Source organism: Mycoplana sp. BE70, from assembly GCF_031455855.1.
Taxonomy (GTDB): Bacteria; Pseudomonadota; Alphaproteobacteria; order Rhizobiales; family Rhizobiaceae; genus Mycoplana.
In genome coordinates this window covers 243,991-263,727 of record NZ_JAVDTM010000004.1, presented here as the reverse complement: position 1 = coordinate 263,727, position 19,737 = coordinate 243,991, and the positions used below count along the sequence as shown (strand labels likewise).

The 19,737-nt window shown below is 62.7% G+C and carries 16 protein-coding genes; 3 read left to right on the top strand and 13 right to left on the bottom strand.

Annotated elements, in window-relative coordinates; all coding sequences use genetic code 11:
* Positions 1 to 42: 42 nt before the first annotated feature.
* The 9 genes from J2Y48_RS09725 to J2Y48_RS09685 form a co-directional block, all read right to left on the bottom strand.
* A complete protein-coding gene (locus J2Y48_RS09725; protein WP_310416402.1) occupies positions 43 to 1,566 on the bottom strand; it encodes a methyl-accepting chemotaxis protein in 1,524 nt (507 codons plus the stop codon).
* A 344-nt stretch (positions 1,567 to 1,910) separates the two neighbouring features.
* Positions 1,911 to 2,618 carry a ParA family protein gene (locus tag J2Y48_RS09720; RefSeq protein WP_310416399.1) on the bottom strand — a complete coding sequence of 236 codons (708 nt, stop codon included), beginning with the start codon at positions 2,616 to 2,618 and terminating at the stop codon, positions 1,911 to 1,913.
* A 437-nt stretch (positions 2,619 to 3,055) separates the two neighbouring features.
* Entirely contained in the window at positions 3,056 to 4,423 is a 1,368-nt protein-coding gene (locus tag J2Y48_RS09715) for a L,D-transpeptidase family protein (RefSeq protein WP_405030195.1), read from the bottom strand.
* Positions 4,424 to 4,800: 377 nt separating this feature from the next.
* Positions 4,801 to 5,763, bottom strand: a complete 963-nt coding sequence (locus J2Y48_RS09710) for an ATP-binding cassette domain-containing protein (RefSeq protein WP_310416393.1) — start codon at positions 5,761 to 5,763, stop codon at positions 4,801 to 4,803.
* Positions 5,756 to 6,736: an ABC transporter ATP-binding protein gene (locus J2Y48_RS09705; RefSeq protein ID WP_310416391.1), complete on the bottom strand. Its 981-nt coding sequence runs from the start codon at positions 6,734 to 6,736 to the stop codon at positions 5,756 to 5,758. Before J2Y48_RS09705 ends, J2Y48_RS09710 begins: the two co-directional genes overlap by 8 nt.
* The gene (locus J2Y48_RS09700; protein ID WP_310416388.1) at positions 6,733 to 7,554 is read right to left on the bottom strand and encodes an ABC transporter permease; all 822 of its coding nucleotides are present in this window, start codon (positions 7,552 to 7,554) and stop codon (positions 6,733 to 6,735) included. Before J2Y48_RS09700 ends, J2Y48_RS09705 begins: the two co-directional genes overlap by 4 nt.
* 4 nt (positions 7,555 to 7,558) lie before the next feature.
* Positions 7,559 to 8,494 carry an ABC transporter permease gene (locus tag J2Y48_RS09695; RefSeq protein WP_310416385.1) on the bottom strand — a complete coding sequence of 312 codons (936 nt, stop codon included), beginning with the start codon at positions 8,492 to 8,494 and terminating at the stop codon, positions 7,559 to 7,561.
* Positions 8,495 to 8,684: 190 nt separating this feature from the next.
* The gene (locus J2Y48_RS09690; protein WP_310416382.1) at positions 8,685 to 10,280 is read right to left on the bottom strand and encodes an ABC transporter substrate-binding protein; all 1,596 of its coding nucleotides are present in this window, start codon (positions 10,278 to 10,280) and stop codon (positions 8,685 to 8,687) included.
* Positions 10,281 to 10,344: 64 nt separating this feature from the next.
* Complete coding sequence (locus J2Y48_RS09685) at positions 10,345 to 11,985, bottom strand: amidohydrolase (protein WP_310416378.1); 1,641 nt, start codon at positions 11,983 to 11,985, stop codon at positions 10,345 to 10,347.
* Between the two features lie 205 nt (positions 11,986 to 12,190).
* Between J2Y48_RS09685 and J2Y48_RS09680 the strand changes: the two genes are divergently transcribed.
* A complete protein-coding gene (locus J2Y48_RS09680) occupies positions 12,191 to 13,045 on the top strand; it encodes a DUF4432 family protein (protein WP_310416376.1) in 855 nt (284 codons plus the stop codon).
* A gap of 89 nt (positions 13,046 to 13,134) precedes the next feature.
* On the top strand, positions 13,135 to 13,473 hold the full coding sequence (locus J2Y48_RS09675; RefSeq protein ID WP_310416373.1) for a TIGR01244 family sulfur transferase: 339 nt from the start codon (positions 13,135 to 13,137) through the stop codon (positions 13,471 to 13,473).
* 288 nt (positions 13,474 to 13,761) lie between these two features.
* Here the strand turns inward: J2Y48_RS09675 and J2Y48_RS09670 are convergent, their stop codons facing one another.
* The 4 genes from J2Y48_RS09670 to J2Y48_RS09655 form a co-directional block, all read right to left on the bottom strand.
* Positions 13,762 to 15,411: a thiamine pyrophosphate-binding protein gene (locus J2Y48_RS09670; protein ID WP_310416810.1), complete on the bottom strand. Its 1,650-nt coding sequence runs from the start codon at positions 15,409 to 15,411 to the stop codon at positions 13,762 to 13,764.
* Between the two features lie 32 nt (positions 15,412 to 15,443).
* Positions 15,444 to 16,652 (bottom strand): CaiB/BaiF CoA transferase family protein, encoded by a 1,209-nt coding sequence (locus J2Y48_RS09665; protein WP_405030194.1) that lies wholly within the window; start codon positions 16,650 to 16,652, stop codon positions 15,444 to 15,446.
* Between the two features lie 132 nt (positions 16,653 to 16,784).
* A complete protein-coding gene (locus tag J2Y48_RS09660; RefSeq protein ID WP_310416371.1) occupies positions 16,785 to 17,738 on the bottom strand; it encodes a DMT family transporter in 954 nt (317 codons plus the stop codon).
* Positions 17,735 to 18,694 (bottom strand): alpha/beta hydrolase, encoded by a 960-nt coding sequence (locus tag J2Y48_RS09655; protein ID WP_310416369.1) that lies wholly within the window; start codon positions 18,692 to 18,694, stop codon positions 17,735 to 17,737. The genes J2Y48_RS09660 and J2Y48_RS09655 overlap by 4 nt, the downstream gene beginning before the upstream one ends.
* A 192-nt stretch (positions 18,695 to 18,886) precedes the next feature.
* On the opposite strand from J2Y48_RS09655, the gene J2Y48_RS09650 reads away from it, so the two are divergent.
* Complete coding sequence (locus tag J2Y48_RS09650; protein ID WP_310416366.1) at positions 18,887 to 19,621, top strand: ribonuclease T2 family protein; 735 nt, start codon at positions 18,887 to 18,889, stop codon at positions 19,619 to 19,621.
* Positions 19,622 to 19,737 lie beyond the last annotated feature (116 nt).

Below are 19,737 nucleotides of genomic sequence, written 5' to 3'. Positions count from 1 at the left end.
ATACTTTAGCACGCCATTGGCCGGCCGCCCCAACTCACCCCGTCACGCCGCCCGGACATAGCCCTGGGCGGACGCTGCCGCCGCGCGCCCGCTCGTGCGGAAGCTGCTGAGCTGGGCCGCGATCGAGGCGGCTTCCTGCGTCAGCGCCTGGCTTGCGGCATTGGCCTGCTCGACCATGGAGGCGTTCTGCTGCGTGATCTGGTCCATTGCATTGATCGCCTGATTGACGGCCTGCAGGCCGGTCGCCTGCTCGGCCGTGCTCGCCCGGATCGCCGAGAAGACCGAACTCACCTCGACCACCTGGCTGACGATCTGCCGCAGCGTGTCGGCGACCTCGTTGACTGATCGCACGCCGTCTTCGACCTGGCCGTGCGACTTGGCAATGAGCCCCTGGATATCCTTCGCGGCATCGGCGCAACGCTGCGCCAGCGCGCGAACTTCGGAGGCAACGACAGCAAAGCCCCGGCCAGCTTCGCCCGCGCGGGCGGCCTCGATCCCGGCATTCAGCGCCAGCAGGTTGGTCTGGAAGGCGATTTCATCGATGACTTCGATGATGCTGGCGATGCTCGCCGAGGACTGCTGGATTTCCTGCATGGCGGTGATGGCCTGCTCGACCACCTCACCGCTGCGCTCGGCATTGCCGCGGGCGGCGGAAACGAGAGCATTTGCATCGTCCGCGCTCTTTGCGGTCTGGCGCACGGTGGTCGTGACCTCTTCGACTGCGGCCGCAGTCTCTTCGAGGTTGGCAGCCTGGCGCTCCGTGCGCTTTGCAAGATCGTCCGATGCCGCGGCGATCTCCTGGACGCTGATGTGAATCGAACCGGCACCGGCGTTGATGTTGCCGATCGCCTGAGAGAGAGCGACGGCCGCCTGGTTGAAGTCGTCCCGAAGCGTCTCGTAGGCTTCCGGCAACGCGCCTTCGATCCGTGCTGTGAGATCTCCGGCTGCGATGCGCTTCAATGCGGCACCGAAACTGTCGCTGACGATCTTGCGTTCCTCGGCAACAACCTGGGCCTGCACTTCCTTCTGCTTCGCCACATCGGACGCATCCATATAGACGGAGATCGACAGATCCATGTCGAGGAAGACAGCCTTGATCAGGCTGGACAGCTTTGCCGCCGCCGCCTCGGGCGAAACGTCCGAGCGGGAGAAGAAACCGGATTTCGGCCACATCTCCTTCAGCGCCGCGGTCAGCAGATGCTCGACGACCAGTGCGTAGCCGCCGACATACCAGCGGGGTTCCAGGCCGATGCGGGCATGGACCTTGCCGATCGTGAGCACCTTGTTCGCATAGTCCGAATTGAAATCGCCGTTGGCGATGTTACCCCAGTGGCCGAGCTGGGCTCCTTTGGCATGCGCGATGTGGCTATCGCTGGAGAACAGATGGCTGATTTCGGGGCTCTTGCGCACGACAGCGTAGAACCGGTCGAGCGCTGGGCCCAGCTCCTTTTCCAGGAATGGCTTGAGGGTGCGCAGTTCTTTGCGGGCGCTCGCGTCGAGGCCCAGATAGTCCAGACGCCGCTCGAGATCGTGGTTGTTGCTGGAAACGGAGGTAGCTGCGCTCATAGGGTATTTCCATGCCATTCGGTGTTTCGGAACGAAGCCCATTTTCGGAAACACCGCCCGCTCCGGCGGGAGCGATGAGCGGCCTTCGCGCCGTTCATGGCACAGCTCGGAGAAACAATCCCCGGCCTGAAATTGGCTTTCGTCACCACCAGTAAACCGGGTTGGTAAACGCTTGGTTATGGGAAGCGATGCAATCTGTATTTAAGAAAATGCAGTTATGCCGCGCTAAAGTTGCGCTTTGTCATTTCCATCGGCCATCGCGGCAAAACCTCCGCCGGGGTTCTTCCCCGAGCGGAGGCTATAATCCTGCGGACGAAGCTGCGGTCTTGATTTTCAGCAAATACTCACGCGGCGCGCGTGAGGCGGTGGACGAGCCGGGAACTCGTGCGCCGTGCAGGAACGCGACGGAGGACCTCTTCTGCCAGAAGACGCGCATTCTCACGTGCCTTGTCGAGGTTGGAGACCCGCAGCGGATCCATGGTCCGCAGCGTGCCGCCACAGTCGAAGATGTCACGGAAGGCGGCGCGCTCGGCGATGGTCGTGTCGAGAACGGCCACGCCGCGTTCGGTGAGAAGCTGCTTGATCGCCACCATGGCCCGGGTGGTGACGACGGCGCTCATGCGGGTCAGGACGACGGAGTGGTCAATGCGCACCCCGGCCCGCTGGTCCAACTGCTGCAAAAGTTCAAGGATCTGCGCGCCACCATGCGCGTCCATCGCGCACCCCTGAATTGGAATCATGACATGGTCGGACAGACCGATCGCGGTCGCGACCAGCGCGTCGCGCGCGCCGGCGAGGTCGACGATGAAATAGTCCGTGTTGTCGCGGTTCTCGCGGATATGTGTCTGCAGCGACCCCATGGAGACTTCCGAAATCACATTGAGGTTGCGCTGCCTGCCCGACAGTTCGTGCCAACGAGTGATCCAGCGCTGCGGATCGGCGTCGAGAATGGTGACGCGGTGGCCCTGCGCGGCCAGTTCGGTGGCGAGGATGAGCGCTGCGGTGGTCTTTCCTGCTCCACCCTTGGCGTTGGCAAATGTGATTACCGGCATTTCGAATTCCTTATGTCCGTAACACGAGCCCCCATCGCCCTTTCACGGACGCGAAGCGGGATGGCGCCCGGTTAACCAATCCTTTCAGAAGATGGTTAATGAATTGCAAAGATGCGTTCGCAGCTTGGCGGGAGAGATAGACCGAAGACGCAGCTGGCGATCAGAGCGCAAGTCATGGCCTCCACCAGAGGTGGATGTCCGAAACGCGGCGCTTGAACCGCTTGGAGCGGTTTTTCAAGCCATAGCCAACCTTTGAGACGAAGGATTCCACGCGCCCAAAAGTATCGCCGCTTGCGGACATACTTGTTGGCCACGAGCGAGCGAATGCGACAGGCGGTCCTCAGATCGGGGGGGCCGCCATGTCGGTGACGCTTGCGTGGGATTTGAAAAGGAGCCAACCCAAATCGGGCCGGCGTAACTCGGTCCGCCGGCGGGGATCAGTCGACGAATTCGACGGTGACGCCCTGCGAGGTCATCTTCGCCAGTTCGGTTGCATCCCAGTTCGTCAAACGGATGCAACCGTGGCTCTGGGTCTTGCCGATCTTGGAGGGCTCGGGCGTGCCGTGAATGCCGTAGGTCGGCTTGGAGAGTGCAATCCAGATCGTTCCGACGGGGCCGTTCGGACCCGGCTGCAGGGTCAGGACCTTGTTGTTCTCGCCCTGCTGGAAGTTGATCTTCGGATTGTAGGTGTAGTTCGGATTGAAAGCGATGCGTTCCACCGTCACCGTGCCGGACGGGGAGGGGGTGTCGGCCGAGCCGATGCTGGCCGGATAGGCGGCGATCAGCGCGCCCGTCTCATCGTAGGCGAGCAACTGCTTGCGTGCCTTGTCGGCGAGGATCTTCGCGACCTTCGCCTTCTTCGGCTGGCCGACATTGATCACCTTCACGAGCGTGCCGGGTATGGTGAAGTCGACGCCGGGGTTCATTTCCTTCAGATAGGCTTCGTCCATGTGGAAACGCTCTGCGAGCATCTCCACGGTCGAGGTGTAGGACAGCGCCGGTAGCGCAGCCTTGTGGGCGTAGTCCTCCGGGATCGACGCGACGTAGGGGCCGGCCGCATCCGCGGCGGTAATCTCGTAGGTCGTGAACGGCATGCCGCCGTTCAGATGAAGCTGCTCAAGGATCCAGTCCGTATCGTTTGGATCCAATGTCTGGCCAGTCGCCAGCTGCCAGGCTTCGATCGCCTTGGTGACGTTGGAGCCCTTCCTGCCGTCGATGACGCCGGGTGAGAAACCCTCGCGGTCAAGGAATACCTGCAGTGCGGTCACTTCCGCGGAGGTCTTCTTGCCGATCGGCGTGGCAGTCGGGAAGCGCGGGCCCGGGACCATCTCGGAGTTCATCGAACCGTCCGGGAGGGACGCCATGTCTTCGCCGCCCCAGCTGTCCGGCAGTTGTTCGCTGTCGGAATAACCATCGCCCGGCAACGGCGCGGGCAATTCTGCGCGATCGACCGCACCCGGCTCCCGGCTGCGGAAATCCGGAACCGAGCCGGTCGTCAGATCGTCGCCATATTCGTCCGGAGCAGGCGGGAAATAATCGCGTGATGTTTCCGGATAACCCTCCACCGGCCGATAGCGGTCACGGCGATAGTCGCGTGTGCCGTAGCGCGCGAAATAGCGCTCGGCTGGCATGACCGTGGCGATGAGGTTGCCCCAGGAATCGATGTAGACCTGCCGGCCCTGGCGGTCACGCGCCGCGCGCACGCTGCCATCGGCGGGAATGTAGTCCAGGAGATCGCCCTCCGGCGTCACAAGCACTGCCCGTTCGCGCCGCAGGCCATAGACATCCTGCGCGGCGGCGGGCACCGCAACGAGAAGCGTCGCTAGAGTGATCAGGGAAATGCTTGTTTTGAAAACGGAATTCACGGAATCTACCTGTGGTCAAAGCTGTTCCCGGGACGTGGCACCGAATTTCGACGTTAATATGGAAAAGGTGAAACGAGGGTTAATCGACTACTAACAATCGTATCACGTAACCGTGCCGACGTCCGATTCCGGTGAAAAAGGCGTTGGGGGCAGAAATACAACGTCGCCCAGTTATACCGGGTTCCCTGGGAGAGAATGACGTGGCTGCGTGGGCGCTGCTCCCCAAGAGAGAATCAGCGGCAACGTGTTCGCGGACACTGCGGAGCGGTCGGTAATTAGGCGCAGCCGCCGGATAAGCCGTGCAAACGATCCGAACGTCAGGACGTCGCAACCCGCACCTTGTGACGCTCGCCGATCTCGACCAGTTCGGATGGCGCAGGCGCACTATAGACGTCGTGGCCGGTGAACGTGTCCGGATAGAAACGGGAGCCGGCCGGCGGTGACGGCGCGACGTCCTCGAGTGGCATTTCGTCGGCCACTTCCATGAAGGGGTCGGGAATCGCACTGATCAGGCGGCGGGTATAGGGGTGCGTCGGGTTGGTGAAAATCCTGTCCCACAATCCAAGCTCGACGATCTGCCCGAAGAACATCACGCCGACGCGATCGCTCATGTGCTCCACCACGCTGAGATCATGGCTGATCATGATGTAGGAAAGCGACAGCTCTTCCTTCAACTCCAACAGCAGATTGATGATCTGGGCGCGGATCGAGACGTCGAGCGCGGACACGGGCTCATCGAGCACGATGATCTTCGGATTGAGCACAAGCGCGCGGGCAATGCCGATGCGCTGGCGCTGACCGCCGGAAAATTCGTGCGGCAAACGCTTCGCCTGTTCCGGCTTAAGCCCGACGTGGCGCAGGATTTCCTCGATGCGTCCGTCAAGCTCACTCCTGTTTGTCACTCCGTGCAATTTCAGCGGAGCGGCGAGCGACGTGTAGATCGTCTGCCGTGGGTTGAGCGAGGCATAGGGGTCCTGGAACACCATCTGCGCCATGCGGGCGCGCTCCAGCCGCGACGGCGGGTTCCTGCCGGTGATCTCCTGGCCTTCGAAATAGATGGCGCCGGTCGTCGGTTTCTGCAGGCCGACGATGGAGAGGGCAAGCGTCGACTTCCCGCACCCGGATTCACCGACAATCGACAGGCACTCGCCTTTCTTCAGCGTCAGATTGAGGTTGTTCACCGCGTGCAGCACCTGCCGGCCACCGAAAAGACCGTTGCTTGCCGGAAAGTGGACGCTGAGGTTGTCGATGCGCAGAAGCGGTTCGGCGGAACTATTCATGGTGATGGCACCTGACAAAACCGTGGTGATCCAAGGGCGTCTGGTCGGGCTTCTGCGCGACGCAGATTTCGCTGGCGCGACCGCAGCGCGGCTCGAAACGGCAGCCGACCGGGAACGCCGTGATCGGCGGCACGATACCCTCGATCTCTTGGAGGCGCTTGCGTTCGTGCAGTTCGCGGGTGCCGAGGCGGGGCAGGGAGTTGAGCAGGCCCTTGGTGTAGGGGTGGCGCGGTTGCCGGAAGATGTCCGAGACGGGGCGCTCCTCGACGAGGTTGCCGGCATACATGATGCCGACCCGCTGGCACATCTTGGCGATGACACCCAGGTCATGGCTGATCATCAGAACCGCAGTGCCACGGGCAGTGCAAAGCTCCTGGATCAATTTGAGGATTTCCGCCTGGACCGTCACGTCGAGCGCCGTCGTGGGCTCGTCGGCGATCAGAAGGTCTGGATCGCAGGCGAGCGCAATCGCGATCATCACGCGCTGGCGCATGCCGCCGGATAGCTGATGCGGATAGGCCTTCGCACGCTTGTCCGGTGCCGGTACGTGGACGCTGGCAAGAGCCTCCACCGCCTTCTTGTCGGCCTCCGCCCAGGTGGCACCCTGATGCAGCACAAACATTTCGGCGATCTGCCGGCCGACCGGGGACAGCGGGTTCAGCGCCGTCATCGGCTCCTGGAAGATCATCGCGATGCGGCTGCCGCGCAGCCGGCGCATGGCGCGCTTTGGCAAGGTGCGCAGGTCCTGGCCGTCGAACCGGATGACGCCGCTGGAGACGGCCAGTGGCGCCTTCAAAAGGCCTATCATCGACAGCGCGGTGATGCTCTTGCCGCAGCCGCTTTCGCCGACCAGGCCGAAGGTCTCGCCGCGCCCGATCGAAAAGGAGACGTTTTCCACGACGTTCAGCCGCCGTCTTCCGGCCAGCATGTCGATGTTGAGGTCGCTGACCTCAAGAAGCGGGGTACTGGTCATGCGCGACGCGTCCTCATGTGGGGATCAAGGATGTCGCGAAGGCCGTCGCCGAGCAAGTTGAGCCCGAGCACGGTCACGAAGATCGCTATGCCCGGAAAGATCGCCGCCCATGGCGCCAGAACGATCAGATTGCGCGCATCGGTCAGCATGCCGCCCCAGCTCGGCAACGGCGGGCGAATGCCGAGGCCCAGATAGGAGAGCGCTGCTTCCGCGAGGATGGCGTCGCCCATGCCGAGCGTGCCAATGACGAGAATCGGCCCGATCATGTTCGGCACGATCTGCGTCACCATGAGGCGCACGTCGCTGTAGCCGAGCGTCTTGGCCGCCTGCACGTAGCCCTGCTTCTTCAAGGACAGCGCCGAACTGCGGGCGATGCGGCAGGTCCACGACCAGTTGGTCAGGCCGAGTGCGATCAACAGGCTGCCAAGCCCAGGTCCCAGGATGGCCATGATCGCAAGTGCGAAGATCAGCGACGGAATCGCCAACATCAGGTTGGTGAGGCCGGAGACGAAATCGTCCCACCAGCCGCCGAAATAGCCGGCCGAGACGCCGAGTGCCAGGCCGATCGTGGTGTTGATCAGCTGGGAGCCGATGCCGACGGTGAGCGAGACACGGGCGCCATGGAGGACGCGGCTAAAAATGTCGCGGCCCTGCGCGTCCGTTCCGAACCAGAAGGTTGCATCGGGTGGCAGTTCTGCGTTCATCAGATCGGCGTCGGCAATCGGATCGAATTGGGCCAGCCAAGGCGCAAAGATCGCGGCGGTGATGATGATCAGACAGAGCAGTGCCCCTATGGCGAGATTGAAGCGCAATCGCATGTTTCTACTCGTGGCTGATGCGGGGATCGATGATGGCGTAGAGGATGTCGACCGCCGTGTTGATGAAGAGGAACCACAGGACGATCACCAGGATGCACCCCTGGACGACCGGGATGTCGCGCAAGGCGACGCTGTCGATCAGAAGCGACCCCATGCCCGGCCAGGAAAACAGCTTCTCGATCACCACCGCCTGACCCATCATCGAGCCGAACTGCAGGCCGATTGTGGTGATGATCAGCACCAGGGCATTGCGCAAGACATGCCCTTGGACAAGGCGGAAACTGCTCACGCCCTTGGAGCGGGCGGTGCGTACATAGTCGGCGCTCATCACCTCGAGAACGGCAGCGCGGGTGGTGCGGGCGAGAAGCGCCAGCGGGGCGACGCCGAGCGTCAGCGCCGGCAGGATCAGGTTGCGCAGGCCGCCGTCGCCATAGCCGAAACTCGGCAGCCAGCCGAGCGTCAGCGCGAACAGATACATGAAGAGAAGGCCCAGCCAGAACTGCGGCAGCGACAGTCCGGAAATCGCGCTGATCATGGTCAGGCTGTCGAACAGGCTGCCAGGCCTCAGGGCAGCGATGAAACCGAGCGGTACGCCGACGACAACCGCCACCAGCATGGCTGCGAAGGCCAGTTTCAGGGTCGCCCACATGCGTTCGTTAATCATCGTAATGACCGGCTGGCGGGTGCGGAAGGACGTGTCGAGATCGAACTGCGCCAGCTTCCAGATATACTTGCCGAACCGGACATGGACCGGTTGGTCGAGACCGAATTCCTGGTTCATCTTTTCGACCAGCTTGGGGTCGTTGGCGCCGCGGCCATCGGCAATCATGCTGGAGGCGATGCTGCCGGGCACGACACTGAAGATCACAAAGATCAGCAGAGATACCGCGACGATGGTCGGGATCATCTGCAGAAGGCGGCGCAGGGCGAAACGTAGCACCGGGGATTCTCCTCCGCCTGCGATGCAGCAGGGCGGCTGTCCGGCGAGCCGGAAAGCCCTGTCCTTGCATCGGGGGGTTTCATGGACACCGATAGCGGTGCCTGGACCGGTTGCGCTCCGGAGGAATCACGACGGTGCAGGCACCGGATGCCGGAGCGCATTGCACCGGCATCCGATTTATCAGCCTTGCTTACCGGGCCGGTACGGTGTCGTCGACCCAGAGCTGTTCATAAGCCTGGATCGCCATTTCCTGCGAGTTGGGCTGCACGCCATGCAGCCACGGCTGATAGGCCATGACCGCCTTGTTGTAGTTGAAGAACCACACAGGCGCTTCTTCCTGCAGCAGATTGTTGGCCTGGCGCAGCAGGTCGTTCTTTTCGTCTTCAGTCTTGGCGCTGGTCGCCGCTTCGAACAGCTTGTCGAAGTCGGCGTTGTTGAACTTCTCATAGTTGCACGAGGACTGCGGCGTCTTGGAGTAGAAGCAGCGCAGCGCCGTCAGCGAGTCCGGCCCGCTCTCCGACGACCACATGAAGGCCTGGAAATCGCCGCCCGGCACCGCCTCGGAAAGAACCGAACTCTCCACCGGCTTGGCCTTGACCTTGATACCGACCTTTTCGAGCATCGGAATGATCGCCTCGACAATGGTCAGGCCCCAGCTTTCGTTCTGGGTGGCGGTCAGCTCGAACTCGAAGCCATCGGCATAGCCGGCTTCTGCCAGCAGTGCCTTGGCCTTTTCCGGGTCATAGGGGTAAGGCTTGGCGTCCTTGTCATAGGCGGGCGACGATGTCGGCAGCCAGCCGGAGGCGCGATAAGCCTTTTCCTTCGCCAAACGCTTGATGATCAGGTCGGAATCGATCGCATAGTTGATCGCCTGGCGCACGCGCTTGTCCTGGAACGGCTTGAAATCGGCGCTCAAGCCGACATAGCGGGTGTAGACTTCCGCGACTTCCATGATGTTCTTCGACAGTTCCGGATCGGCCTTGTAGGCGACATATTGCGCCGGGCCGAGAACCGAGACGTCGACTTCCTTGCTGCGGAACGCCACGTCGCGGGCAGCCGCATCCTCCATGATCATGATATTGACCTTGTCGGCGTGGGGCTTGCCCTTGTCGTAGTACTTGTCGTTCTTTACCACGGTAAGGCGAGATCCCGGCACGTACTCGGAGAATTTGTAGGGGCCGAGGCCGACCGGCTGGGTGAAGTAACCGTCCTTTTCCGCCGCGCCGACGGGGTAGATCGCGGTGTAGTTGGGCATGAACTGGAAGCCCGGGTTGATCGGTGCGGACAGCGTGATTGCCAGCGTGAAATCGTCGATCTTCTTCAGACCGGAAATTTCCTTGGCCTTGCCTTCATTGTATTCGTCGGCGCCCGCGATGACTCTGATGTACTGCGCCGCTGGATAGGGCTTCGCCGGATCCATGATGCGGGTATAGCTGTAGATGATGTCGTCGGCAGTCATCTGCTTGCCGTCGTGGAAGAATGCGTCCTGACGCAGCTTGTAGGTGTAAGTCAGCTTGTCGTCCGACACCGAAACGTCGGTCGCCAGCGACAGCTCAGGTTTGTTCTCGTTGGCGTTCCACTGGTAAAGCGAGCGGTGTATGGCCTTGGCCCAGAACTCGTCCTGAACCTGCGCCGAGGCATGGATGTCCAGCGACGAGAAGCTGGAGCCATAGGGCGCCACGAAGTTGATCGTCCCGCCCGCACGCGGCTCTTCGGCCGAGGCGATCGAAGCGACACCTGAAAGCAAGGCTGTTGCCAGCGCTGCCACCAATGCAATTCTCTTCATGTTTTAGTTCCCTCTCGTTTTAATTGGAATGGTGTCGGTCTTTTATCGTTATCAGTACCTGTCGTTATTGCTGCGCTTCTCTGGCAAACACCACCTCGCCGCCCCGGATGGTGAGGTTGCACTGGGTGTCGTTCAGAATTTCTTCCGGCGTGGCGGTCAGCATATTGCGGGAGAACACCGCGATATCGGCGACCTGTCCGGGGACCAGCTTGCCCTTGACGTTTTCGAGCTTCTGCGAAAACGCGCCGTATTCCGTGTAGACCTGTAGCGCCTCTTCGATCGTCACCTGCTCGCGGGCATCCATCACAGTACCCTTGCCGGTCTTGCGCGTCAGCATGCTGTAGATGTTCGGGAACGGATTGGGGTGGCAGACCGGCGAATCGCTGCCCGTCGCCGGCTTGAACCCCAGCTCTTTCCAGGTTTTCAACGGATAACTGGGAATCGCCCGTTCCTCGCCGAGCACCTTGATGTAGGCGTCGCCGAAATCATAGATGAACACCTGCTGCGGGCAGGGATAGATCCCAGCCTTGACCATGCGCTGGTGCTGGGCATCGGTAGAGAAGCCGCAATGCTCGATGCGGTGGCGCCGATCGGCATCCGGCATCGCCGCCAGCGCCTTCTCGTAAGCGGTGATCAACTGCTCGATGGCCGCGTCGCCGATCGCATGGCAGGCGAGCTGGTAACCTTTGCCATGGGCATCGAGCACCAGGGCCTCGAGTTCCGCGTCGGAAAGGATCTGCACGCCGGTGGTGTTGTCGTCGCCGAGATAGGGCTTTGTCATCCACGCGGTGCGGCCGCCTGCCGAGCCGTCGAGGAAAAGCTTGACCGCCCCGATGGTCAGCATGTCGTCGCCGACGCCGGAAACAAGACCCGCCTCATGGCATTGCGGCACGATGGAAACACCGGGATCGCCAAGCAGCACCAGCCAGGCCCGCACGGGCAGCTTGCCGCGCAGCTTGGCAAGATTGTAGGCCCGGATCTCGTCGAAGCCCGACAGCATGCCGACGGCCGCGTCCATGACGCTGGTGATGCCGTAGGACAGCAGCATGTTGCCGGCGGCGTCGATCGCGTCGATCATCTCTTCGGTCGTCGCCTTCGGTATCGCCGCGCGCACGAGCCCTTGTGCGGTCTCCGCCACCATGCCGGTCAGCACGCCATTCTTCTGCTCGAGCAACCCGCCTTCCGGCACCGTCGTCGCCTCATCTATGCCAGCGAGATTGAATGCAGCCGTGTTGAAGATCGACACGTGGCCGCAGGCGCGTGTCACCATCACCGGGTGTTCCGGCGCGACTGCGTCCAGTTCGGATTTGTGAGGATGGCGACCAACGTCGAGCTTGGTCTGGTCGTAGCCCCGCGCCCGGATCCAGGTGCCCGGCGGCGTCTGTGCCGCCTGTTCCTTGATCGCCTGCAACAGGCTGTCGAGCGTCGGCGCGGCTGCCGGCGTCGCATCGATCCAGTTGAGTGTCAGGCCTATGGAGATGAGGTGGAGGTGGGCGTCGTTCAGGCCGGGGGTGGCAAACTGGCCCTGCAGGTCGATGAGTTTTGTGCGTTCGCCCTTCAGCGACAGGACCTCGTCGTTCGAGCCAGCGGCGAGAACCTTGTTCCCCCAGATCGCCAACGCCTCGGTCGTGCCGTCGTCGAGGCCACGCCAGATGACACCGTTATACAGAATCGTGTCTGCCTGAATCTGCGAACTCTCTGCCACGCGCTGAACCCCCTCCCAAGAGCACATTATTTCAGCGAGCCTTCCATCAAAAACAGGGGCAATCAAGTGTTTGCCTATGCAATCTTTTCCGTTTCCTATGCAATTTTTTCATAACGCCGGCGGCCTTACGGGTGCGCCGCCAAAATCGATTCCGCTTCCGTCGAGCGTGCGCTAGCATGCGCGCAAACCGAATCCGGGAGACCCCATGACCCTCGCCTTGACCGCAGAAAACGGCGTGCATAGCTTCGATATCGCACTCGACTCCCAGTCCGCACTCGACCTGCGCGAGGCCATCTTTCGCGGCATCAATCTCGCCCCCGGCTCTGCCATTCCGTCGGATGGCGATCCGCGCATCGATCGGGCGCTGCCGGGGTTCATGTTCACGTGCGGTCCCGACCACATACGCCACCCGGAGGCGGTCGAGGGCGCGGCAGACGGCCGGCGCTATCCGCTGCACGGATCGCTGTCCTCCCACCCGGCCAAGGACATCTTTTTTGAGGAAGATGAGAGCGAGGTCGTTTGCTCGGCGCGCGTGCCGGTCGGCCTTGCCAACGGCGAGACGGCGGAACTGCAGCGACGCTGGCGGGCCGATCGCCAGACCGGCCTGATCATCCTCGAGGACGACGTCACCAATACCGGCACCCGCCCGTGGCCGCCGGTGGCGATGTACCATGTCAATTTCAACACCCGCCTGTTCGACGAGACCACGCGCCTGACCGGGGCGATGCTGGAAGGCGGAAGCCTGCCGTGGCGGTTCGACGAGGGGGACATGCGCATCTTCTGCGTCTCTGCCGCCGAAACCGCGGAGGATGGTTGGGCCGATATCGCGATCGGTCCGATTGCCTCGCTCGGCGGCCGCAGCCTGCACCTGCGCTTCCGCGTCAACACGCTGCCGTATCTGCAGGTGTGGCGGAACCAGTCCGCGGGGTGTCATGTGATGGGGCTGGAGCCGGTGTCGCATCGGTTGGCGGGACGGAGCGAACTCATCGCATCCGGCGAGATGACGGACTTCATGCCCGGCGAGACGGTGGCCTACGGCCTGTCGTTCGAGTTGCGATAATCTCTAACGAGATGGCGTACGGCGCCGATTGACGCCCGGTTCGGGCGCGCCTACATCGAAGCCACACATTTTCACGAAGGGCACGCATCATGGATATCCGCGCGATCAATGACGAATACTCGGTTTCCGGCCAGATCACCGTCGAGGATCTGGACGAGATCAAGGCGCTGGGCTTCAAGTCGATCGTCTGTAATAGGCCGGACCATGAGGCGCCCGACCAGCCGGAGTTCGCGACCATCGCGGCACGGGCAAAGGAACTGGGCATCGACATGGCCCATGTGCCGGTGGGGTCGATGGGGGTGACGGCCGACGCCGTGCGCGACATGGTCGACGCGTTGGACGAACTTCCGCGGCCGATGCTCGGCTATTGCCGCTCCGGCGCCCGCTCGACGAACATCTACGCCCAGACGCAGCATATCCGCGGCTGAGATCGGCAAGACGCGAGAGCAAACACCGCGCGTGCCGAGATGGTCACGCGGCGTTCATACTGGCTGACGTCCCCACTTTGCCCTTTTCCTAGGGCAGCGGCCCGTCATGCCGGACTTGATCCGGCATCTAGCGCGCTCAAGTCTTTGACAAATAATGGCTCTTTCGTGCCACAGACGCGCCGCAGCTAGATCCCGGATCAGGTCCGGGGTGACGAAGCGTGGAGCTTCGCGAGTAGCCTGAATGCCGCACGTCCGATCTGAAGGACATGCGGCATTTTCTTTGGGCGCTTACCGACCGTCCCTGATCTGGGAGAGCGTGCGGGCCGGGGTGATCGCTTCCGGATCGAGCTTGACCTCGATGATCGACGGTTTGCCGCTCGCCCGCGCCCGCAGGAAGGCGGCAGCGAACTCCTCGGTCCTGGTGACCGTTTCACCATGGCCGCCAAACGATATGGCGTATGCCGCAAAATCCGGATTGGTCAGGTCGGTGGCGCTGACGCGGCCCGGGTAGTCCCGTTCCTGGTGCATGCGGATCGTGCCGTAGATGCCGTTGTTGACCACCACGGTGATGATCGGAAGACGATAACGCACGGCTGTCGCGAACTCCTGCCCGTGCATGAGGAAGCAGCCGTCACCGGCAAAGCAGATGACCTCCCGCTGCGGGAACAGCTGCTTGGCGGCCACCGCCGCCGGCAGACCGTAGCCCATCGAGCCCGAGGTCGGCGCCGCTTGCGTGGCAAAGCGCCGGAACCGGTGGAACCGGTGCACCCAGGTGGCGTAGTTGCCGGCACCATTGGTGAAGATCGCATCCGCCGGCACGTTCTCTTCGAGCCAGCTCATGATCGGCCCCATCTGCACGTCACCGGGGCCGGAGGCCGGCGGTGTCGACCAGGCGAGATAGGACGCGTGCATGGCCTTCGTCCGCTCCGCCCAGCGCGGCGGGGAGGCGGGGGCGAGATCGGCGAGGCTGGCGACGAAGTCCGAAGCGCTGGCGCAGATCGCAAGCTCCGGCCGGTAGACGCGCCCGAGTTCGGAGGCATCGGGATGGACATGCACCAGCGTCTGCTTCGGGTAGGGGCTGTCGAGCAGCGTGTAGCCCGAGGACGGCATCTCCGAATAGCGGCCACCGAGCATGAGGACGAGATCCGCCTCGCGGATCTCCTTGCCGAGCGCCGGGTTGACGCCGATGCCGGAGTCGCCCGCATAGTTCGGGTGCAGGTGGTCGAACAGCATCTGCCGGCGGAACGAGCAGGCGACCGGCAGCGCCCAGCGCTCGGCAAAGGCGGCGATGCCGGCGACGCTCTCCTCGTTCCAGCGCGTGCCGCCGAGGACGACGACCGGCCGCTCGGCCTTTTCCAGCAGCGACTGCAACTGGGCGATCTGCTTCGGGCCTGGATGGGCCTCGACCGGCGTATAGGGGATTGCAACCGGCGCCTCGACCGTCTCGGTCAGTATATCCTCCGGCAGGGCCAGCACCACGGGCCCCGGCCGTCCCGAGGTCGCGACTGCGAAGGCGCGGGTGACGAACTCAGGGATGCGCTTCGGATCGTCGATCTCGGCCACCCACTTGGCGACCTCGGTGAAGGCGCGGCGGTACTCGATCTCCTGGAAGGCCTCGCGCTCGCGGGCTTCGCGCTGGACCTGGCCGATGAACAGGATCATCGGGATCGAATCCTGCCTGGCGATGTGCAGGCCGGCAGAGGCGTTGGTGGCGCCGGGGCCGCGCGTGACCATGCAGATGCCGGGCTCGCCGGTCAGCCGGCCCCAGCAGTCGGCCATCATGGCCGCGCCGCCTTCCTGGCGGCAGACGAGCACGTCGATGTCGGTGTCATGCAGGGCATCGAGCACCGCGAGGTAGCTTTCGCCGGGCACGCAGGAGATGCGGCGGACGCCATTGGCGACGAGGGCATCGACGATCAGTTGTCCACCGGTTCTCATGGTTTTTCCCTGTGTGCTCATTGCGGTGTTTGTCATGCGGATTTCCTCCCGGCTTCCAGTTTCTGGAGTTCGGCCAAAATCTCGTCGGTGTGTTCGCCGAGCCGCGGGCTCGGGCGTTCATAGGCAAGCGGCGTTTCGGAAAAGACGATCGGCGTGCGCACGCTCGGGATGCGGTTGCCGTCGCGATCCGGCAGGTCCAGTCGCATTCCACGCGCCTTGATCTGCGGGTCGTCGAAGGTTTCCGCGATCGAGTTGATCGGGCCGGCAGGTACGCCGTTCTCTTCGCATGCGGCCAGAAGATCGGACTTCTTCCAGTTGCGGCTGCGCTCAAGGATCAGCGGACGAAGCTCCGCGCGGAACTTGACGCGCGACTTGTTGGTGGCGAAACGCTCGTCGGAGGCGAGATCGGCCATGCCGAGCAACGCGCAGAACCGCTGGAACTGGCCGTCGTTGCCGACTGCGAGGATCATGTGGCCATCCGCGGTTTCGATCACCTCGTAAGGGGTGATGTTCGGATGGGCGTTGCCCAGGCGGGTGGGAGCGGTGCCGGAAACCAGATAGTTCATGTTCTGGTTCGCCATGACGGCCGACTGCACGTCGAGCAGAGCCATGTCGATCTGCTGGCCCTTGCCCGTCTTCATCACATGGATGAGCGCAGCCTGGATGGCCGTTACCGCGTAGATGCCGGTGAAAATATCGGCAATCGCCACGCCCGCCTTCATCGGCTCGCCATCCGGCGCACCGGTCACCGACATGAAGCCCGACATGCCCTGGACGATGTAGTCGTAGCCGGCACGGGCGGCATAGGGGCCGTCCTGGCCGAATCCGGTGATGGAGCAATAGACGAGTTTCGGATTTTCCGGTGCGAGGCTTTTATAGTCGAGGCCGTATTTCTCAAGCCCGCCGACCTTGAAGTTCTCGATCACGACATCGGCCGTGCGCACCAGCCGGTGGACGATCTCCTGGCCTTCTTTCGTCCGAAAGTCGACGGTGATCGAGCGCTTGTTGCGGTTGGTGGAGTGGTAGTAGGCGGCGGACAGGTTCTCGCCGTCCTTGCCGGTCACGAAGGGAGGCCCCCAGGCGCGGGTGTCGTCGCCGCCTTCGGGATTCTCGACCTTGATCACGTCCGCGCCGAGGTCGGCGAGCATCTGTCCGGCCCAGGGACCGGCGAGCACGCGAGCGAGCTCGATGACCCGGATCCCGGCAAGCGGCAAGTTCTTCTTGTCCATCATATCCTCCATGCCGACACCGTTCGTCGTCAACGGCAATCTATCCTCGGCAATGGGTGCTGGATAACAAAAAGGCGCATCGCGAGATAGCATCAACCGGGCATGGGTTGATGCGCGTCCGGACTTAATCGCGTTGCGGTCGGATCAGACGAGCGGCGGCATCGCGGGAATGGTCGGACGCTTTCGCAACTGGTGCTCGCGCCAGATCACATAGAGACCGGAGCCGATGATGATCGAGATGCCACCCCATTTCAGCGGATCGGGCAGGTGGCCGAACACCCACCAGCCGAGAATGGTGGCGGAAACGATCTCCAGATATTGCAGCGGCGCCAGCACCGAGGCCGGGGCGCTGCGATAGGCATAGGCGCCGAAAATGCCGGAGATGGTGGCGGCGATGCCGGCGCAGATGATGAACAGCGTGGAAATGCCGTGCGGCATGACCGGCGTGAACGCGGTCCAGTCAAAATGGTTGCCGACCAGAAGTGCGATCCCGGCAAAGGCCGCGCCCCAGAGGCCGGTATGCAACTGCATCGACCAGGGGTCCTCGCTCTGCGCTGCCAGCCGCGTGATCAGATAGAACACGGCAAGGCCGAACGCGGACACGACCGGCAGCAATGCGAACAGTCCGACCTCCTGCATGCTTGGCTGGATCACGAGCAGGGCGCCGAGGAAGCCCACCGCACAGGCTGTATAACGCCGCCAGCCGATCGTTTCCTTCAGGAAGATCGCCCCGAGGATCGTCAGGATGATCGGCTCGACGAAGAAAATCGCCAGTGCGTCTGCAATCTCCATCACAGCAAGAGCCATGACGAAACTAATCATCACGGTCGCGGCCATCAGGCCGCGAAGCGCATGCAGGGCCGATTTCTTCCAGGTCAGGTCGAGCAGAGTGCCGCGCCAGAGAACGACCGGGAGAAGCGTCAGCGCCTGGAACATAAAGCGGCAAAGGGTGATGACGGCCGCCGGAACCTCCGCCACTGCGAGCTTGGAGAAGAGATCGATGACCGGTGCTATAAGGACCGAAATGACCATCAGGACGAGTCCCAGCCGCACCTCCTGATGGAGCGTGGAGGGAGAAGTCGATGCATGTACGGTCATTTGGATCTACCGGTTCGGCGTTCAGTCTGCGCAATCCTTTGGCACCAGTTGCAAAAATCCGCAATCGGCATTTCTCGCAGGTCCTGCCGTTCCAGCAGCGTTTCATGGCGCAAACCGCGGTGGACGAGGCAGGTCACGTCGGAAAGCCCCGCCGTTGTCAGCCGGTCCCCGAGCCAGGTGACGGCGCGGCCGAAATCGGTCGCCGGGTCTTCGTTGCCACCCACGAGATGGATCGGCAGTCGGCTCGGCAGGCGCGCGATCGCATCCGTCTTCGCGGCCGCAAACGTCATGGCGAATACGTCGAGCCAGAGCGACACGCTGGCGTCGAAACCGCAGAGCGGGTCGGCGATGTACCTGTCGACTTCCGCTGCATCGTGCGAGAGCCAGTCGAAGTCGGTTCGACGTGGTAAAACTTTCTTCGCCCACGCAGCGAAGGTGAGTTTCGGCAAGATCTCGCTCGGCACGTCCGATCCCTTCAGCATCCGCTCGGCCAGCAGAACGGCTTGCGCAGCGCGACCGGCGAAGCCCGGGTTCAGATTGCAATTCCAGACCGCGAGACCGTCGATCCTTTGCGGGTGCGTTTCTGCAAACAGCAGCGCGAAAAGTCCCCCCATCGAATGTCCGAAGAGGATGATCGGCAATCCCGGATGGGCGGCGACGGCCAGCTCGCGTATCGCGGCCATGTCGTCCAGCGCCAAATGTAGTCCGTGTCGATGGGCGAAGCGGCCAATCGGCGCGTCCGGCGCGGTTGTATCACCGTGCCCGCGATGGTCATGGGCATAGACGTGGAAGCCCTCCGCCGCCAGGCGTTCTGCGAAGGCCTGGTAGCGGCGCGAATGCTCGGCAAGCCCATGGCTGATCAGGACCACGCCCTTGTCGTGACCGCGCGATGGTTCGTGGCGATAGGCGAGCCGTGCGCCCGTCGGGCTTTGCAGATGCCGGGATGTGCAGAACATGTCGCTCCGGGACGTCATGGCGAGACTGGTGATGCTGGCATGAAATTGATTTTCCACCGAAATGCAAATTGCGCTTCGTGCGGGTGCAGGGTTGTCAAAATTTTAAGTTGCAATTTTCCCGCAAATGTTGGTTAATGTTTATGGTTTGTTCTTGTTTGCGGAGGTGTCATGACAAGGCCCGGATCCACATGCATGCAAATGACGGCAATGTTCCTCTTTCTGGCGGTGGCGGCACCAGCGGCCGCGGTGACGCTACAGGGCAAGCCCGAGGACGATGGTGGAAAGTCCAAGACCGCTCATGTTCTGGCACTGACCTGGCAGCCGGGTTTCTGCCTGACGAAGCCGAAGGCTGCAGAATGCGCCCTGCCTCCGAAGGGCGCTGAGGAGGCGACACGCCTGTCGCTGCACGGGTTGTGGCGGGTCAAGAAGAGCTACTGCGGTATCGATGCCGACCTGAAAAAGCTCTACCGCTCCAGCAAATGGACGGATCTGCCCAAGTTGGCACTTTCCGAGACTACGGCGATACGGCTTGCCGCTGCCATGCCCGGTGTCGCCTCCGGGCTCGACCGCCATCAGTGGATGATGAACGGCACCTGCCATGCGGCGACGGCGGAGGACTACTATGCGCGATCCTTGGAGTTGCTGGACACCGTCAACGGCTCCGCGGTGGGCGTGTTTTTCCAAACGAAGGCGGGGAAGGCGGTGACGATCGCCGAGCTCGCTGCCGCCTTTGATGCCGCATTCGGCGCCGGAACGGGCGAGCGGGTGCAACTGCGCTGCCGTACGGTCGGCGACGAGAAGATCGTTACCGGGCTGACCATCGGGCTGAATTCGGGCGAGGGGGAACTCGCCGGGCTCATTCGGGGCGCTTCGGCCACCAAGTCCAGATGCGCCGGCGGACTGCTGGTTCGGGCGGGTGGTGACTGATCAGTTGAGCCGGGCGATGAGGGTGCTGCGCCCGGGCGTGTCTGCTTCCTACGCGACAGGGTGACCGTTGCTGCCCGGTCTCTTGGGCTGCAACGAGACAATTCCCGCTGTCTTGG

What these genes read in the sequence shown, in the direction of transcription:
- J2Y48_RS09725 (WP_310416402.1), bottom strand. Translation starts at nt 1,566, where the DNA reads ATGAGCGCAGCTACCTCCGTTTCCAGCAACAACCACGATCTCGAGCGG.
- J2Y48_RS09720 (WP_310416399.1), bottom strand. Translation starts at nt 2,618, where the DNA reads ATGCCGGTAATCACATTTGCCAACGCCAAGGGTGGAGCAGGAAAGACC.
- J2Y48_RS09710 (WP_310416393.1), bottom strand. Translation starts at nt 5,763, where the DNA reads ATGAATAGTTCCGCCGAACCGCTTCTGCGCATCGACAACCTCAGCGTC.
- J2Y48_RS09705 (WP_310416391.1), bottom strand. Translation starts at nt 6,736, where the DNA reads ATGACCAGTACCCCGCTTCTTGAGGTCAGCGACCTCAACATCGACATG.
- J2Y48_RS09700 (WP_310416388.1), bottom strand. Translation starts at nt 7,554, where the DNA reads ATGCGATTGCGCTTCAATCTCGCCATAGGGGCACTGCTCTGTCTGATC.
- J2Y48_RS09690 (WP_310416382.1), bottom strand. Translation starts at nt 10,280, where the DNA reads ATGAAGAGAATTGCATTGGTGGCAGCGCTGGCAACAGCCTTGCTTTCA.
- J2Y48_RS09680 (WP_310416376.1), top strand. Translation starts at nt 12,191, where the DNA reads ATGACCCTCGCCTTGACCGCAGAAAACGGCGTGCATAGCTTCGATATC.
- J2Y48_RS09675 (WP_310416373.1), top strand. Translation starts at nt 13,135, where the DNA reads ATGGATATCCGCGCGATCAATGACGAATACTCGGTTTCCGGCCAGATC.
- J2Y48_RS09670 (WP_310416810.1), bottom strand. Translation starts at nt 15,411, where the DNA reads ATGAGAACCGGTGGACAACTGATCGTCGATGCCCTCGTCGCCAATGGC.
- J2Y48_RS09665 (WP_405030194.1), bottom strand. Translation starts at nt 16,652, where the DNA reads ATGGAGGATATGATGGACAAGAAGAACTTGCCGCTTGCCGGGATCCGG.
- J2Y48_RS09660 (WP_310416371.1), bottom strand. Translation starts at nt 17,738, where the DNA reads ATGACCGTACATGCATCGACTTCTCCCTCCACGCTCCATCAGGAGGTG.
- J2Y48_RS09655 (WP_310416369.1), bottom strand. Translation starts at nt 18,694, where the DNA reads ATGTTCTGCACATCCCGGCATCTGCAAAGCCCGACGGGCGCACGGCTC.
- J2Y48_RS09650 (WP_310416366.1), top strand. Translation starts at nt 18,887, where the DNA reads ATGCAAATGACGGCAATGTTCCTCTTTCTGGCGGTGGCGGCACCAGCG.